Source organism: Sphingomonas sp. BL-S-30, assembly GCF_055521475.1.
In genome coordinates this window covers 3,548,809-3,565,597 of sequence record NZ_CM145481.1, presented here as the reverse complement: position 1 = coordinate 3,565,597, position 16,789 = coordinate 3,548,809, and the positions used below count along the sequence as shown (strand labels likewise).

At 66.9% G+C, this 16,789-nt stretch carries 14 protein-coding genes; 5 read left to right on the top strand and 9 right to left on the bottom strand.

Annotation, left to right across the window (positions count from 1 at the left end; all coding sequences use genetic code 11):
* Window positions 1–13 precede the first annotated feature (13 nt).
* The 7 genes from ACZ1I5_RS16575 to ACZ1I5_RS16545 form a co-directional block, all read right to left on the bottom strand.
* The gene (locus ACZ1I5_RS16575) at window positions 14–1,150 is read right to left on the bottom strand and encodes a cobalamin-independent methionine synthase II family protein (protein WP_465170338.1); all 1,137 of its coding nucleotides are present in this window, start codon (window positions 1,148–1,150) and stop codon (window positions 14–16) included.
* Window positions 1,151–1,191: 41 nt separating this feature from the next.
* Window positions 1,192–1,986 carry an alpha/beta fold hydrolase gene (locus ACZ1I5_RS16570; RefSeq protein ID WP_465170337.1) on the bottom strand — a complete coding sequence of 265 codons (795 nt, stop codon included), beginning with the start codon at window positions 1,984–1,986 and terminating at the stop codon, window positions 1,192–1,194.
* Window positions 1,987–2,022: 36 nt separating this feature from the next.
* On the bottom strand, window positions 2,023–2,574 hold the full coding sequence (locus tag ACZ1I5_RS16565; protein ID WP_465170336.1) for a VOC family protein: 552 nt from the start codon (window positions 2,572–2,574) through the stop codon (window positions 2,023–2,025).
* A 22-nt stretch (window positions 2,575–2,596) separates the two neighbouring features.
* Complete coding sequence (gene wrbA, locus ACZ1I5_RS16560; RefSeq protein WP_465170335.1) at window positions 2,597–3,214, bottom strand: NAD(P)H:quinone oxidoreductase; 618 nt, start codon at window positions 3,212–3,214, stop codon at window positions 2,597–2,599.
* A gap of 25 nt (window positions 3,215–3,239) precedes the next feature.
* On the bottom strand, window positions 3,240–5,447 hold the full coding sequence (locus tag ACZ1I5_RS16555) for a TonB-dependent receptor (RefSeq protein WP_465170334.1): 2,208 nt from the start codon (window positions 5,445–5,447) through the stop codon (window positions 3,240–3,242).
* 197 nt (window positions 5,448–5,644) lie between these two features.
* Window positions 5,645–6,457, bottom strand: a complete 813-nt coding sequence (locus tag ACZ1I5_RS16550; RefSeq protein WP_465170333.1) for an IclR family transcriptional regulator domain-containing protein — start codon at window positions 6,455–6,457, stop codon at window positions 5,645–5,647.
* A gap of 61 nt (window positions 6,458–6,518) precedes the next feature.
* Window positions 6,519–7,667, bottom strand: coding sequence for a CaiB/BaiF CoA transferase family protein (locus ACZ1I5_RS16545; RefSeq protein ID WP_465170332.1), 1,149 nt, complete (start codon window positions 7,665–7,667; stop codon window positions 6,519–6,521).
* Between the two features lie 110 nt (window positions 7,668–7,777).
* On the opposite strand from ACZ1I5_RS16545, the gene ACZ1I5_RS16540 reads away from it, so the two are divergent.
* From ACZ1I5_RS16540 to hpnN, 4 genes are all read left to right on the top strand, one after another.
* Window positions 7,778–8,557, top strand: a complete 780-nt coding sequence (locus tag ACZ1I5_RS16540) for a citryl-CoA lyase (RefSeq protein ID WP_465170331.1) — start codon at window positions 7,778–7,780, stop codon at window positions 8,555–8,557.
* A gap of 163 nt (window positions 8,558–8,720) precedes the next feature.
* Entirely contained in the window at window positions 8,721–10,655 is a 1,935-nt protein-coding gene (dxs, locus tag ACZ1I5_RS16535; RefSeq protein ID WP_465170330.1) for a 1-deoxy-D-xylulose-5-phosphate synthase, read from the top strand.
* Window positions 10,645–11,112 (top strand): DUF2141 domain-containing protein, encoded by a 468-nt coding sequence (locus ACZ1I5_RS16530; RefSeq protein WP_465170329.1) that lies wholly within the window; start codon window positions 10,645–10,647, stop codon window positions 11,110–11,112. The genes dxs and ACZ1I5_RS16530 overlap by 11 nt, the downstream gene beginning before the upstream one ends.
* Window positions 11,113–11,116: 4 nt before the next feature.
* Window positions 11,117–13,720 carry a hopanoid transporter HpnN gene (gene hpnN / locus ACZ1I5_RS16525; RefSeq protein ID WP_465170328.1) on the top strand — a complete coding sequence of 868 codons (2,604 nt, stop codon included), beginning with the start codon at window positions 11,117–11,119 and terminating at the stop codon, window positions 13,718–13,720.
* 199 nt (window positions 13,721–13,919) lie between these two features.
* Here hpnN and ACZ1I5_RS16520 read toward each other — a convergent pair whose 3' ends face one another.
* Window positions 13,920–14,969, bottom strand: coding sequence for an MlaA family lipoprotein (locus ACZ1I5_RS16520; RefSeq protein ID WP_465170327.1), 1,050 nt, complete (start codon window positions 14,967–14,969; stop codon window positions 13,920–13,922).
* On the bottom strand, window positions 14,966–15,589 hold the full coding sequence (locus ACZ1I5_RS16515; protein WP_465170326.1) for an ABC transporter substrate-binding protein: 624 nt from the start codon (window positions 15,587–15,589) through the stop codon (window positions 14,966–14,968). Before ACZ1I5_RS16515 ends, ACZ1I5_RS16520 begins: the two co-directional genes overlap by 4 nt.
* Before the next feature lie 218 nt (window positions 15,590–15,807).
* Between ACZ1I5_RS16515 and ispH the strand changes: the two genes are divergently transcribed.
* Window positions 15,808–16,782, top strand: coding sequence for a 4-hydroxy-3-methylbut-2-enyl diphosphate reductase (gene ispH / locus ACZ1I5_RS16510; RefSeq protein WP_465170325.1), 975 nt, complete (start codon window positions 15,808–15,810; stop codon window positions 16,780–16,782).
* Window positions 16,783–16,789: the final 7 nt, after the last annotated feature.

The following is a 16,789-nucleotide window of genomic DNA, read 5'->3' as shown; positions in this document are numbered from 1 at the left end:
TCGCCGGCTGCCTCTACCAATATCGCGCGCTCGCCAGCCGCGCCCCCTCCGCCAGCACCGCGAGCTTTGCCCAGACGATGTCGGGATCGACCCCGCCCGAGCCGACATGGACCGAAAAGCCGCAATCGATGCCGGCCATCACATTGTCGCGCCCGACCAGATCGGCATAGCGCCCGATCCGCTGCGCGATGAGCTCGGGATGCTCGATATAGTTGGACTGGCATTCGATCACGCCCGGGATCAGCATCTTGCCCTCGGGCACGCCGTTTCCCTCGAACATCTCATATTCATGGGCGTGGCGGGGGTTGGCCGCCTCGAACTGGATGGCGTGCGGCCGCGCGCGCCAGGCCAGGTCGATGATGTCCTTGAACGGCACGTCGCAGTGGTGCGGCCCCGGATAATTGCCCCAGCACATATGCATGCGCAGCTGGCGTTCGGGGATGTTGGCGGTGGCGTGGTTGAGCGCCTCGATGTTGAGCATGATCCGGTCGCGGAACTGCGAGAGGGTCAGGTCGCGGAACTGGGTATGGCGGCCCATCGCCAGATCCGGGCAGTCGACCTGCAGGATGATCCCGGCGGCGGCGATCGCCTCATATTCGTGGCGCAGCCCCTCGGCGAGCGCGAAGAGATAGGCTTCGTCGCTGTCATAATAGTCGTTGGCGAAGAACAGCGCGGTGACCCCCGGCGAGGCGGCGCTCATGAATGCCTGCCGCCCCGGATGCGGCGCGAGCGCGGCGTTGAGCGTGCGGGTATCCTGTTCGACCGCGGTCATGTCCTTCACCGAGATCGGGGCATTGCAGGCCGGGGTCTTGCGGTGCCTGCGGCCGGGATCGCCAAAGATGCGCTGCTTGACGCCCGGAAAATCCTCGACGTCGGCAAAGACATAGCTGTTGCCCGCGCCGCCGAAGCCGTTGAGCCGGTCCTTGATATAGGTCGCATAGCTCGGCTTGGACTGTTCGCCGTCATTGACGATGTCGATGCCGGCTTCGGCCTGTTTGGTCACGACATGGCGGACGGCGGCTTCGATCCGCGCATCGACCGCCACGGGATCGAGCGGCAGCCCCTCTTCCCGCGCGAACATCAGCGCGATCAGATCGTCCTGGCGCGGCAGGCTGCCGACATGCGTGGTGAGGAAGCGGCCGGCGGTCATGCGCGCGGGATCGGCGGGAGGAGGAACATCGGGGCGGCCTTTCAGTGGGGAAGCGAAACGAGGAGATCCGCGAGGATCGCGTTGAACTGGACGGGATTGTCGAGATTGCAGAGATGCCCGGCGTCATCCACGCCGATAACGCGGCCGGCGGGCGCGGTTGCGCCGATAAAGGCGGCGACCCGCCGCCGCCACGCGGTGTCGCCCGCGCCGGCGACGGCCAGCACCGGCATCGGCAAGGCGGCGATGTCGTCGCGGCCGATCGTGATTGGGGCGGGCGCCGCCAGCAGATCGCGCCCGTCATAGTCCTCCAGCATGGCATCGAGCAGCGGCCGGGCAGGCTCGGCGGCCTCGATCAGCTCATGCGTCGCCCAATCGGCCTTCATCGCGGCGAGCCGCCCGGCCCGGATCATGTCGGCATAGCGGGGGCGCGGGATGTCCCGTTCGTCGTCGCCCTGGGGCACGACGCCGTGCAGCGGCGCGCCGACCAGCACCAGCGCGCTCAGCCGTTCGGGCCGGTGGCGGGCATAATCGAGCGCGACGCTCGCGCCCTGCGACAGGCCGACCAGCACGAAGCGACCGGCGCGCGCGAGACGATCCACGTCGCGCCACTCGCGAGCGAGATCGGGCGGCGCGGTCGACCGGCCGAAGCCGCGCCGATCGGGCATGACCAGCCGCGCCCGGTCAGCGAGCGGATGCTGCGGCAGCCAGCTGCGATGATCGAGCGTCCAGCCATGGAGCAGGACCATGTCGGGTCCGGTGCCGGCGACGAGCGTGTGGAGCACGCCGTCCCCGACATCGACATCGATCATCGTCCGCGCGGCCGCGCCAGGAAGCATGGGTTCAGCATCCCGGGTCGATGCGGCCGCTCGTCTTCACTGCGCGTCTTCGAGGATGTGGCGCACGTCGTTGTTCGGCCGGTGATCGCCCGCGAGCCAGCGCTTCAGCTCGGAATGCGCATCCTTCAGGCGCATCGCGTTGATCTCGTCGGCCTTGTCCGCGTCGCGGGTGAACTCGACGATCATGCCGTCGGGATCGACCACATAGACCGATCGGCAATAGCCATGTTCGAGGATATAGGTCCCCGGCGGCTCGATGCCCGCCTCGACGATCCGGCGCTCCAGATCGGCCTGGGCTGCGGCGTCGACGTTCAGGGCGATGTGGCGGAACGGGCTCGACGGAAGCTCGGGGCCGAACTCGGCCTGGTCGTCAGCGTCGGCGAAGGAGAAGAAGGCCAGCGCGCTGCCATCGGAAAGGCCGAAGAAGCAATGGCAATAGGTCCGTTCCTTGCCGAACAGGTCTTCCTGCTCGCACCAGGTGGCGACCAGCGGAAAACCGAGAATATCCTCGTAGAAATGGCGCGTCGCCTCGAGGTCCTTGGCGACATAGGCGGTGTGGTGCAGGCGGCTGGATGGGGAAACGGTCATGTTTCGGCTCCTGTCGTTTCGATCAGTTGGCGGGCGGCGATGCGGCGAGCTTCCGGGCAATTCTGGCGACATGATCGCCCTGGAATCGGGCACCGGCAAGTTCGTTGTCGCTGGGCGGCCGGCTGCCGTCGCCGCCGGCGATCGTCGTCGCGCCATAGGGCGTGCCGCCGCTGATCTCGGTCATGATCGCGTTGCCGGCAAAGCTGTAGGGCAGCCCGACCACGACCATGCCGTGGTGAAGCAGGGTGGTGTGGAACGAGGTGATCGTCGTCTCCTGCCCGCCATGCTGGCTGGCGGTGCTGGCGAACACGCTGCCGACCTTGCCGATCAGCGCACCGGTGGCCCAGAGCGGACCGGTCTGGTCGAGAAAGGTGCGCATCTGCCCGGCCATGTTGCCGAAGCGGGTCGGCGTGCCGAAGATGATCGCGTCATAGTCCGCCAGTTCGCCCGGCGTCGCGAACGGCGCTTCCTGGTCGAGCTTCATGCCCGCGGCGCGTGCCTGCTCCTCGCCCATCGTCTCCGGAACGCGCTTCAGCACCGCCTCGCAGCCCTCGACGCCCGCGGCGCCTTCGGCGACCGCGCGCGCCATCGTCTCGATATGGCCGTAGGAGGAATAATAGAGGATCAGGATGCGGGTCACTTATGGTCCTTCAATTGCGGCTGCTTCAGAATTTGACCGTCCCCTCGAGCCCGTAGATGCGCGGCCGCGCCTTGAACACGAAGCCGCCGGGCGAGAATTCGGCATTGTATTTCTTGTCGAACAGGTTGCTGGCAAAGGCCGTGAGCGTCCATGCGCCGCCGTCGAGCGCGAGCCGTGTGTCGACCACGTCGACCGGGTCGCGCGACGTGGAGTTGGTCACGTCGAACCAGGTGCGGCCGGTGCGGCGATAATCCACCCGCAGCCGCGCCTTGAGATCGCTTGCGCCGAGCCGGGTCTCATATTGCCCGCCGGCATTGAGGGTATAGCGCGAGATGAACGGCGCTTCGTTGCCGATCACCGTCGGATCGGGAAACTTCTTGATCTCCGAATAGGTGAAGCCGAGCCCGACATTGAAATCCAGGCCGCGCGCCGGGTGGATCGCGCTTTCGAGTTCGAAGCCGCGCAGCCGGGTCTCGGGCACGTTGCCGAGATTCTGGGTCGAGTTGGCCGCGAGAAAGACGAAGAAATAGCCGTTCTTCGACTTGGTCGTATAGGCGCTGCCGTTGAACGTCATCAGGTTGTTGAACAACGTGCTCTTGAAGCCGAGCTCGAACGTGTCGGCGGTTTCCGCCTCATAGATGTCGCCGACGCCGACCACGCCGGTGCCCGCCGCCACCGCGCCGACGCCCGTCTGGTTGAAGCCGCCCGACCGGAAGCCGCGGCTGTACCCGCCATAGAGCGTGAGGTTCTTCACCGGCTTCCACGTCACCGTGACCTTCGGCTGCCATGACGAGAACGACCGGTCGCGCACTTCTCCGCTGGTGCCGGCCGGGAAGCCGGTTACCACCGGGATGAAGGCAGGCGGCGTCAGCGTGGTGTTGCTGCGCTTGTCGTGGTCGTAGCGGAGCGACCCGTCGATCCTGAGCGATTTGGAGAATTCATAGCCGAGCCCGGCATAGACCGCCCAGGCGAAATTATCCTGGCTGTCGGCGAGGAAGGTCGCCTGGGGGTTGAGCGGATTGGTGCTCGGGGTGCGATAGACCGGGAACACGCCCTTGCCGGTATCGACCATGTTGCCGGTCGAGATGTAGCGATCGGTGTGGATGAGATAGGTGCCGAGCGACCATTCGAGCGGCTGGTTGTCCGGCGACGAGATCCGCAGATCCTCACTGATCGCGCGGACGTCGAGGAACTGGCTCTGGTTGAGGTCGAAGCCGAGCAGGCTGAAGAACAGCGATTCCGGAATAGGCAGGAAATTGAAGGCGTCGCCGGTCAGGATCTCCGAGACCTTGTCGTAGGAAGTGATCGACCGGATCGAGCCCCAGTCGGCCTTGTAGTCGAGCTTGGCCGAGACATTGTAGATGTCGCGATTGTCGATGCCGGCATTGTTGACGCGCACCGGCAGGCTCACGTCGTTCACGTCGTTGACGATGTTGTAGTAGAAGGCCTGGGTCTTCAGCAGCGAGACGAAGCCGCGCAGGTCGACGCTGAAATTGTCGGTCGGCTCCCACAGCAATTTGCCGCGGACCGAGAAATCCTTCACCGGATCGGCGTCCTTGCCGAGGAAGGTGTTGGGAATATAGCCGTCGGTGTCGCGCCATGACCCCGACAGGCGGAATTTGAGCGTGTCGCTGATCGGGCCGCTGAGACCGGCGCGAAGCGTATAGCCGAACCCATTGTCGATCCCGGCCATGATGCGGCCCTCGAGCGTGTCGCTCGGCTGCTTGGTGGTGATGACGATCGCGCCGCCGATCGCGTTGCGTCCGTAGAGACCGCCCTGCGGGCCCTTCAGGATCTCGATCTGGTCGATGTCGAACAGTTCCTGGTTGAACTCGGCGGCGTTGACCTGCTGCACGCCGTCGACGACGACCGCGACCGACGGCTCGGAATTGCGGTTCTGGGTGATGCCGCGGATGATGACGAAGGCGTTGCCGACATTCTGCGTCTCGATCAGCTGCACGTTGGAGGTCAGCGCGATGAAGTCGGCGGGCTTGTCGATGCCGGCGGCTTCGATCGTCTTCGAATCGAACGCGGTGATCGCGGCCGGCGTGTCCTGAAGCCTGGTGTCGCGGCGCAGCGCGGTGACGACGATGTCGTTGCCGGGTTCGGCAGCCTCGGTCGGCGCCGGCGCTTCCTGCGCGGCGGCCGGCACCGCGACCGCCAATGTGAGCGCGGAGACCGATCCCGCCAGCAAGGTCCTAATCCTGATCGCCGTCCAGATCGCCGGTTTCATCACCCGATTCCTCCCCAATCCCGGCGCGTGCCCTTTTTTTGCAAGAGTCCCCGCGCCTGTCTCCTGGAGGCAGAGTGATTGTTTCGTCATTCGAAGTCAAGTTCGATATGCGAAGTTTGGGATGACAAAAGTCCGCCGCGCGCCGACATCATGGCCGGGGCGGGCAGCGCTATGACGATGGCGTGATAGGGTTCGGTTCAGCCGGAATGCAGCGAGTGGATCAGCGCGGGCCAACGCTGCAGCGCGTTGCCGATTTCGGCCGCGGCGTCGCGCAGCAAGGGCAGGCGGGTGCGCACCAGTTCGTCCTGCGAGATGCGCGTGGTCGAGGTCGAGCAGTTGATTGCCGCCACGATGCGCCGCCGGGCGTCGAAGACCGGTACGGCGACCGAGACCAGCCCGTAATCGAGTTCGTCCAGCGCCGAATCATAGCCCGTGGTGCGGGCGGCCGCGAGCCGCGCCTGCAGGCCCTCCGTGGTGGTCACGGTCCGTTCGGTGAACCGCGTCATCCTCGCGCGGTCGAGATAGGCCGCGATCACCGCCTCGTCCTGGAAGGCGAGCAGTACCTTGCCCAGCGACGTCGCATGAAGGGGGAAGCGGGTGCCCACCGTCGCGCCCAGGCGCAGATGGCGCGTGGTCGAGACATGCGCGACATAGAGGATGTCGTCGCCCGACAGCACGGCCATGGACGAGCTGTCGCCGGTATCGTCGCGCACCCGCTGCAGGGGCGGCAGCACGACCTGTTCCACGTTCATCGACGACAGATAACTGGTGCCGAAGGTCAGCACTTCAGCGCGCAGCAGAAATTTGCGGCCATATTGAGCGACATAACCCAGCTGCACCAGTGTGTTCAGGCACCGGCGCGCGACCGCCGGGCTGAGCCCGGTCAGCTGCGCGACCTCGCTCAGCTGCATTTCCGGATGGGCCGCGTCGAACGCGCGCAACACGCGCAGGCCGCGCTCGAGCGTCGAGAGATACTCGCTGTCCTTGGGCGGCTTCTCGGTCGCGGGCATGCCCTGCGTTACTGTTCGGAACGGCACAGGGCAAGCGGGCGCCATCCCGGCCCGCCGCCGCTCATTCGGTGACGGCTGCCGTGGTGCGATCCCGCAGCAGGGCCGCGTTGTGCTGGCCCAGTACGGGCGGGGCGCTCACCTCGAGCATTGCCTCGCCGTCGAACCGCACCGGCGAACGGATCGTGCGGAAGGCGCCGTGCGGCCCGGCCGGGTCCTCGACGCACAGACGCAGATGCTTCGCCTGGTCGGTCGCGATGACCTCCGGCGCGGAATAGACCGGCGAATGCGGCACTTCGAGCCGCTCCAGCACCCCGCACCAGTCGGCGCGGGTGCGGGTGGCGAAGATCGGCGCGAGGAAGGCGGCGACCTTTTCGTAATTCTCGATCCGCGCGGCGCGGCTGCCGAACTCCGGGCGCGCGAGCATGTCGGGCTGGCCGATCGCCTCGGCGAGATTGTCCCAGAATTTCTGCGGCGACGACATGTGGAGCGCGATCCAGCCGCCGTCGCTGCACTGGAAGACATAGGATTGCGAGACGTTGGGCCGGCTATAGGGGCCCATCACCTCGCCTTCGGAGAAATAATGGGTGAAGTCGTCGAGGTTGAAATGCGCCATCGCCTCGAACATCGACACTTCGACATGGCGCCCCCTGCCGGTCGTCTCGCGCTCGTGAAGCGCGGCGAGCACGCCATAGGCGCCGTAGAATCCAGTCACCGCATCAGCCAGCGCCGGGCCGACGACGCGGGGATTCTCCGGATTGATCAGCAGGCGCAGGAAGCCGCTGGCCGCTTGGGCGACCGTGTCGAAAGCGGGCCGGTCGCTGTCCGGTCCGGTCGGTCCGAAGCCCGAAATCGACAGGTAGATCAGCCGGGGATTGATCGCCTGCAGCCGCGCGACATCGACATTCAGTTTGGCGGTAACGCCCGGGCGGAAATTCTGGATGAAGATGTCGGCCCCCGCCACCATGCGGTCGAAGGCGGCGAGATCGTCCACGTCGCGCGTGTCGAGCGTGATCGAGCGCTTGTTGCGGTTATAGGTCTGGAAATGCGGGCTGTAGAGGCCGCCGTTGAAGGCGCGGAACGGATCGCCGCCATCGGGGCGTTCGATCTTGATGACGTCGGCGCCCATATCGGCCAGCAACATGCCCGCCGCCGGGCCAGTGATGAACGTCCCCATTTCAAGCACGGTGACATCGGCGAGCGGCTTGGCCATGTTGACTACTCCTTGCCGCACGGCATAGAAACTTCGATATACGAAATCAACTTCGTAAATCGAACTCGATAACCGTCTACGCGGGCGCATTTTGTAAAAGGGCAGAGACGATGCGGATTGGCAAACAGGATGCGCCCCATTCGGCGATCTGCACGTCGGACGCGACCAGCATCACGGTGCGCGGGCGCGATCTGTGCGGGGAGATCATCGGCCGGATGGATTTCACCAGCTATTTCTGGCTGCTGGTGACGGGCAAGGCGCCGACCGAAGTGCAGCGCTTCTTCGCCGATGCGGTGCTGACCGCGATCGCCGAGCATGGCCTGGTGCCGAGCGTGGTCGCCGCGCGCATGACCTATGCCGCCGCGCCCGAGGCCTTTCACGGGGCGGTCGCGGCCGGGCTGCTCGGTTGCGGCTCGGTGGTGCTTGGCAGCGCGGAGGTCGCGGGGCGCTTCTACGCCGATCTGGTCGCCGAAGCCGCGGCGGGCGCCAGTGTGGCTTCGGTCGCTCAGGCAGGGATTCGTCGGCTGCGCGAGAACAAGCGCGCCATTCCCGGCTTCGGCCATCCCCAGCATAGCGAGGGCGATCCGCGCGCGCTGCTGCTGCTCGACCTGGCCGAGCAGCACGGCATCGTCGGCGATCATCTTCGCATGCTCTACGCGATCCGCGACGCCCTGCCCGGCACGCTCGGCCGCGCGCTGCCGATCAACGTGAACGGCGCGATTCCCGCGGTGATGCTCGACGTCGGCTTCCCGGTCGGCGCGCTCAAGGGCATCTCGCTGCTCGCCCGTACGGCGAGTCTGATCGGCCATCTCCAGGAGGAGGCCGATCGGCCGATCGGCTTCATCCTGTCCGGCGCGGCCGCATCGGCGATCAGCTATGACGGGGAGTGAGCGTGCCTGACGGGCACGAGCGACACCGCGGCTGAACGGACCGCCTTGCCGTTCACGCATGCTGGGGCCGCCCAGCGTCCGGTTGTTGCCGTGCGGTGACGTCTTACGTTGCGTGTGCGGTCGCTTCGATTAGGAAGGGGGGCAAGAGGAGATCCGGTTTTACATGAATCCCGATTTCAAGACCCCGTTGCTCGACACGGTTCATACGCCCGCGGATCTCAGGGCGCTTTCCCCGACCCGGCTTCGGCAGCTGGCCGACGAGTTGCGGGCGGAGACGATTGCGGCGGTGGGGGTGACGGGGGGTCATCTCGGCTCGGGGCTGGGTGTGGTCGAGCTGACGACGGCGATCCATTATGTGTTCGACACGCCGCGCGACCGGCTGATCTGGGACGTGGGTCACCAATGCTATCCGCACAAGATCCTGACCGGGCGCAGGGACCGGATCCGTACGTTGCGCATGGGCGGGGGGCTGTCGGGTTTCACCAAGCGCAGCGAGAGCGAATATGACCCGTTCGGTGCGGCGCATTCGTCGACCTCGATCTCGTCGGCTTTGGGTTTTGCGATCGCCAACAAGATCAAGGACCAGCCGGGCAAGGCGATCGCGGTGATCGGCGACGGGGCGATGTCGGCGGGCATGGCCTATGAGGCGATGAACAACGCGGAGGCAGCCGGCAACCGGCTGATCGTGATCCTCAACGACAATGACATGTCGATCGCGCCGCCGGTGGGTGGCCTGTCGGCCTATCTGTCGCGCATCGTGTCGAGCCGGGAGTTCCTGTCCTTGCGCGAGCTGGCGCGGCGCCTGGCGCGCAAGCTGCCGCGGCCGCTGCATTCGGCGGCGAAGAAGACCGATTCGTTCGCGCGCGGCATGGCGATGGGCGGGACGTTGTTCGAGGAGCTGGGCTTTTATTATGTCGGCCCGGTCGACGGGCATAATCTCGACCAGCTGATCCCGGTGCTGGAGAATGTGCGCGATGCCGAGGAAGGCCCGATCCTGGTCCATGTCGTGACCAAGAAGGGCAAGGGCTATGCGCCGGCCGAGGCGGCGGCGGACAAATATCACGGCGTGCAGAAGTTCGACGTGATCACCGGTGCCCAGGCCAAGGCACCGCCGGGGCCGCCGGCCTACCAGAATGTGTTCGGCGCAGCGCTGGTGGCCGAAGCCGCGACTGACCCACGCATCTGCGCGATCACCGCGGCGATGCCCTCTGGCACCGGGCTCGATGCCTTTGCCCAGGCCTATCCCGATCGCTTCTTCGATGTGGGCATTGCCGAGCAGCATGCGGTGACCTTTGCCGCCGGGCTTGCCGCGCAGGGCATGCGGCCATTCTGTGCGATCTACTCGACCTTCCTGCAGCGCGCGTACGATCAGGTCGTGCACGACGTGGCGATCCAGAACCTGCCCGTCCGGTTCGCGATCGACCGGGCCGGCCTGGTCGGTGCCGACGGCGCGACGCATGCCGGCAGCTTCGATGTGACCTATCTCGCGACCTTGCCCAATTTCGTGGTGATGGCGGCCGCCGACGAGGCCGAGCTGGTGCACATGACGCATACCTGCGTCGAACATGACAGCGGGCCGATCGCGGTGCGCTATCCGCGCGGCAACGGCACGGGGGTCGATCTGCCCGAGACGCCCGAGCTGCTCGAGATCGGCAAGGGCCGCATCGTGCGCACGGGGCACAAGGTGGCGATCCTGTCGCTCGGCACGCGCCTTGGCGAGGCACTGAAGGCAGCCGATGCGCTCGATGCGCGGGGGCTCTCCACCACGGTCGCCGACCTGCGCTTCGTCAAGCCGCTCGACGAGGCGCTGATCCGCAAGCTGCTGACCACGCATGAGGTGGCGGTGACGATCGAGGAAGGGTCGATCGGCGGGCTCGGGGCGCATGTGCTGACGCTTGCCAGCGACACCGGGCTGGTCGATGCGGGCCTCAAGATCCGCACCATGCGCCTGCCCGACATCTTCCAGGACCAGGACAAGCCCGAAAAGCAATATGCCGAGGCCGGCCTCGATGCCGATGCCATCGTCGATACCGTGCTCAAGGCACTCCGCCATAACTCGGGCGGTGTCGTCGAGGAAGCCAGGCGCGATGTTGTTTAAGCGCGTGCGTGCCGCCTTCGCCATGCTGATCGGGTTGGGGCTCACCGCTGCGGCGCCGGCGCCGAACGGCACGCTCACGGTCCGGGTCGACAATGTCCGCAACTCGGCCGGTGTGGTCCATATCGATATCTGCCCCCAGGCGCAGTTCCTGAAGGACGATTGCCCCTATGCCGGCGACGCGCCGGCGCGCGCCGGAGTCACTCTGGTGACGATTCATGGCCTGCCCGCCGGTCGTTATGCCGCGCAGGTGTTCCATGACGAAAACCGCAACAAGAAGGTCGATCGCGCGCTGTTCGGCATCCCCAAGGAAGGCGTCGGTTTCTCGAACGATGCCCGGATCAGCCTCGGGCCGCCGAAATGGGCCGATGCGGTCTTCGCCTTTGACGGGCAGGAACAGGCGATTGGCCTGAAGATGCGCTATTTCCTCGGAGCGTCCGGGCCGGCAAAGGCACGCTGAGCGCATGCGGTCACCCATTTCCGCTCTGGTCGGCGTCAGCGTTCGCCATCCATGGCTGACCCTGCTGCTGTCCCTCGTGCTGGCGGGACTGGCGCTGGTCTTCACCGCCGCGCGGTTCGACATGACGACCGATACGGCGGCTTTGATCTCCCCCGATATCGACTGGCGCAAGCAGGAACGGGCGATGGAAGCCGCCTTTCCCCAGTTGCGCGACGTGATGGTGGTGGTGGTTGACGGCCAGACACCCGAACTGGCCGAGGACGCGGCGGCGAAGCTGACCGTCGCGCTGGGCGCGGACAAGGCGCATTTCAGGCTGGTGCGCCGGCCGGACGGCGGCGATTTCTTCGCTCGCGAGGGGCTGTTGTTCGGCTCGCGCGAGGATGTCCGCCAGGCGACCGCCGCGCTGATCGAGGCGCAGCCGCTGCTCGGGCCGCTCGCCGCCGACCCGTCGCTGCGCGGCGTCAGCGGCGCGCTGTCGACGATGCTCGACGGCGTCGACGCGAAATCGGCGACGCTCGAGCAGATCGACCGGCCGATGCGGGCGCTGGCTGACGCCACCGAGCGATCGCTCGACGGCAAGCCCGCCTGGTTCTCTTGGCAGCAATTGTTCGGGACCGGCGCAGGGCCGCTCAGCCCGCCCAAGCGCCGCCTGATCCTGGCCCAGCCGGTGCTCGATCACAGCGCGCTGATGCCGGGCGAGGCGGCAAGCGACGCGGTCCATGCCGCCGCAGCGGCGCTGCGGCTCGATGCCGCGCACGGCGTGTCGGTCCGGCTGACGGGCGAGGTGCCGCTCGCCGACGAGGAATTCGCGACCTTGCAGGAAAATATCGGCGCGGTCGGCATGGTGATGCTCGGCGCGATGCTGGTGACCCTGTGGTTCGCCACCCGATCGGCCCGGCTGGTCGCGGCCATTTTCGGCACGATCGTCCTTGGGCTGGTCGTCACCCTCGCCGTGGGTCTCGCCGCGGTCGGGCGGCTCAACCTGATCTCGGTCGCCTTCATCCCGCTGTTCGTCGGGCTCGGTGTGGATTTCGGGATCCAGATCTGCGTGCGCTACAATGCCGAGCGCGTGACGGGGCTCGCACCCGCCGCCGCGCTGGAGGCAGCCGCGACCGCGCTCGGCGCGCCGCTGCTGCTGGCGGCGGGCGCGGTGTTCCTCGGCTTCGGCGCCTTCCTGCCCACCGCCTATATCGGCATCGCCGAGCTGGGCGTGATTGCCGGGCTCGGCATGGTGATCGCGCTGCTGTTCAGCGTGACCCTGCTGCCCGCTCTGGTCCTGCTGCTGCGCCCGGGCGCGCCGCGCCGCGAGGTCGGCTTCGCGCAATTCGCGCCCGCCGACCGCTTTCTCGAACGGCGCCGCAAGGCCGTGCTCTGGGCGTTCGGCGCATCGATGGCGGTGAGCATCGCGTTGCTTCCCTGGGTCGTGTTCGACTTCAACCCGCTTCATCTGCGCGATCCCGGGGCGCCATCGATGCAGGCGCTGACGGACCTGACCCGCGATCCGGACCGGACGCCGAACACGATCGATGTGCTCGCGCCCGACGCGCAGACCTCGGCAGGGCTGGCGAAGCGCCTCTCGGCGCTGCCCGAGGTGAAGCAGGTGATCTCGGTCGACAGCTTCGTGCCGGAGGACCAGCCCGCCAAGCTCGCCCTGATCCAGGACGCGTCAGTGCTGCTCGACCTGACGCTCAACCCGTTCGACATCGCGCCGCCACCCGATGACGCGGCGCTGGTCACCTCGTTGCGGCAGGTGGCGGGGCGGCTGAAGACGGTCGGCGGGGCAGGGCAGGGCGCGGTGGATGCGCGGCGTCTCGCCACGGCGTTCGAGCGGCTGGCCTCGGCGACACCGGCGAAGCGCGCCGAGGTGAACGCGATGCTGTCCCGGCCGCTGACGGTCATGCTCGACCAGGTCCGCGCCGCGCTCCAGGCCGAGCCGGTCACGCGCGAGAGCCTGCCGGCTGACATGGTTCGCGACTGGATCGCCCCCGATGGCCGCGCGAGGCTTCAGGTCTTTCCCAGGGGCGACGGCAACGACAATCAGGTGATCAAACGCTTCCGCGCCGCGGTCGCCACGGTGACGCCGGCGCTCTCCGGCCTGCCGGTTGCGACTCAGGCGGCGGCGTTCACCGTGGCCGGGGCCTTCGTTCAGGCCGGGGTGATCGCCTTCGTGCTGGTCAGCCTGTTGCTGCTGGCGGTGCTGCGCAACCTGCGCGAGGTGATGTTCACCCTGGCGCCGGTGATCTTGTCGATCTTCCTGACGCTCGCCACCTGCGTGCTGATCGGCCAGCCGATCAACTTCGCCAATATCATCGCCTTCCCGCTGCTGTTCGGGGTCGGCGTCGCCTTCCACATCTATTTCGTGATGGCGTGGCGGAACGGCGCGACCGGGCTGCTCCAGTCGAGTCTTGCGCGCGCCGTGCTGTTCAGCGCGCTCGCCACGGGCACGGCGTTCGGCAGCCTGTGGTTGTCGCATCATCCGGGAACGGCGAGCATGGGCAAGATCCTGATGATCTCGCTCATCTGGACCTTGATCTGCGCGCTGGTGTTCGAGCCGGCCCTGCTCGGGCCGCCTGCCGGGAAGGACAAGAACGAGCCAGTCCTGGCTTAGAGTAGCTTGCATTAAATCAGAGCCACCACCACCCGTTCGTCCTGAGTAGCCATCGAGTAGCCGCGCAGCGGCGTATCGAGAGGGCGTATCGAAGGACAGGTTCCGCGCGACAACCTGTCCTTCGATACGGGCTCTCGATACGCCTTCGGCTACTCGATCCCTACTCAGGACGAACGGATCAGATTTAACGCTCGCCGCTCTAGGGTTTTGCGGGGTCCGAGAGCGGGTCGCTGAGGGGATCGGCCTTTTCCTTTGCCGGCTCGCTTGCCGGTGTCGCTGGCCTGCCTGCCTGGTTGCCGGCCGGATCGCTCAACGGATCGTCGAGGGGGCTGGGCGTGCCTGTCGCCGGATCGCTCAGCGAATCGTCGAGTGGGCTGGCTCCTGTCGCGGCGCGGCCATGCAGTTCCTGGATCTCGGCGGCACGGTTCTGCAGATAGACCGACCGCAGCGTGGCATAGGGGTCGACCGCGCTGTCGAGCAGCGCCTTCATGTCGGCATCCGATTCGGCGCGCTGGTCGAGCGCGCCGAGTACGCCCCGGGGCAGCTGAAATTGCCAGCGGTCGAATGGATTGCCGACCGCGACCGGCAGCACGAAGCCATCGCCCTGGCCGCCGATCAGGTCGCGCAGCGTGGTCGGGCCGACGAACGGCAGGAACAGATAGGGGCCCGGCCCGACCCCGTAATAAGCCAGCGTGTTGCCGAAGCCGTTGCTCCGGTGCGGCAGCCTCACGCCGGGCGTCCCGGCGACGTCGACCAGACCGCCGATGCCGATGGTCGAGTTGGCGGCGAAGCGCACCAGCGTCCTGAGCGCGCGGCCCGGCTTGAGCTGGAGCAGGTCGTTCAGGAAGACGATCGGCTCGCCGAGGTTGCTCAGGACGTTGCGGATGCCCGATCGCACCGGTTTGGGCACGACATGCTTATAGGCCATCGCGGCCGGCCGGACGAATCTCCGGTCAGTGCTCTGGAAGGCCGAGAACATGCGCCGGTTGAAATTCTCCAGCGGGTCGCCGGGCGTACGCTCGATGCTGCCGGCCGGCATTGCCTCGATCGCGACTGGCGCCGTGGCAGGATCGACCAGCGGGTCGAGCGGAACGGCATCGGCGGCCTGCGCCGGGGAAGGGGTCTCGGTCCGGGGTTCGGCGACGGCCGATGGCGCAACCTGCACGATCGGCGCGGACACTGCCCTGGCGGGCGCTTCCGGCGTCGCACTCAGCAGCGCGACCGCCGGCAGGACGAGACCGAGGCTCAATTCCCGCCCTTGGCAGCCAGTTCGTCGAGATGGCGGATCAGCGCCTTTGCCCCGCCGGTCGCCAGTACCCGCGAGAAATCGGCGCGCCGGGTGGCAAGCTGGCTGATCGAATTGCGGTAATAGACGTCGATGATCTTCCAGCCGCCGCCGCTCGCGCGCAAACGATAGGCGATCGGGATCGGCGCCTCGCCCGCCTGCACCAGGCTGGTCTTGACCAGCTTGTCGGTCCCGCGAGTCTCGACATTGGCGTCGACCGTGAATTTCTGGCCGGAGAAGGAATCGAAATTGGTGGCATACTGGCCGATCACCATCCGCCGGAAAGCGGCGACCAGCGCGGTCTGGTCCGCCGGCGCGATCCCGTTCCAGCCGGCGCCGACCGTCAGCCGGGCCATCAGCGGCACGTCATAGACTCGGTCGACGACCGGGCCGATCGCAGTTGCGCGGCCGCGCACGCCCATCGCCTTGCCGCCCTTCATGATCGAGACCAGCCCGTCGCACAGCGCCTGAACGGGCGCGCGGGCGGGGTCATTGGCCTGGGCCAGGGCGGCCGGGGCTGGCGCGACCAGCGCCGCGATGATCAGGGAGGGGATCAGGGAGGGGATCAGGGTTCGCATGTTCATTCCGTTCCGTTCTGCCCCGCGGCGGATGTATCGGTGCCGCGCCGCAAAATCCACCCTCTGCCGCATCGTCCCACCGAAACGGCCGCGTTCCTGACATGCGTGCCGCTTTTACACCTTTTTTCTCGGCTACGGCGTCGCTATCTTCCTACCGCAACGGCGAAGGATATCGCCGAACCGGGGGCTGGTGTGAAACTAGTACGGGGCTGGGCACGGGTTTGATGACCGTTGAAAAAGTTGCTCCATTGCGGGTGATCCTCGCGAAGCCGAGGGGTTTCTGCGCTGGAGTGGTACGAGCGATCGACATCGTCGAACGCGCGCTCGATCTCCATGGCGCGCCGGTCTATGTCCGGCACGAGATCGTCCATAATCGCCATGTCGTGAACAAGCTGCGCAGCAAGGGCGCGATTTTCGTCGAGGAACTGGCGGAGATTCCCGCCGGCGCGCCGACGATCTTCAGCGCGCACGGCGTCGCCCGCTCGGTACAGGACGAAGCGAAGCTGCGCGAACTGCCCGTGCTCGACGCGACCTGCCCGCTCGTCACCAAGGTCCATGTGCAGGGCCGGCGCTACGCCAGGGCCGGGCGCACGCTCGTGTTGATCGGCCATGCCGGCCATGCCGAGGTCGAGGGGACGATGGGGCAGGTCGATGCGCCGATTCACCTGGTCTCGACCGAGGCGGAGGTCGCGGCGCTGCCGCTCGCGCTCGATACGCCGATCGCCTATGTCACCCAGACCACGCTCAGCGTCGACGACACCCGCAGCGTGATCGCCGCGCTCAACGAGCGTTTCGCCGATGTGCAGGGCCCGGACGTTTCGGACATCTGCTACGCCACGCAGAACCGCCAGACTGCTGTGCGCGATCTCGCGCGGGTCAGCGAATTGCTGATCGTGGTCGGCGCGGAGAACAGCTCCAATTCCAACCGGCTGCGCGAGATCGGGGTCGAGATGGGCGTGCCGAGCTATCTCGTCGCCGATGGCGACGGGGTCGACCCGGCTTGGCTGATCGGGGTGGATGCGGTCGGTATCACCGCCGGCGCGTCGGCGCCGGACGAGCTTGTCGACGACGTCATCGCCGCCCTGGCCCGGCTGCGCCCGATCGAGGTCTCGCAGCTTGACGGCGTCGAGGAAAATATCGAGTTCAGCCTGCCGCCCGAACTGAGAAACCTAATGCCGCGCGCTGCCGCGGCCGAATAGGACGATT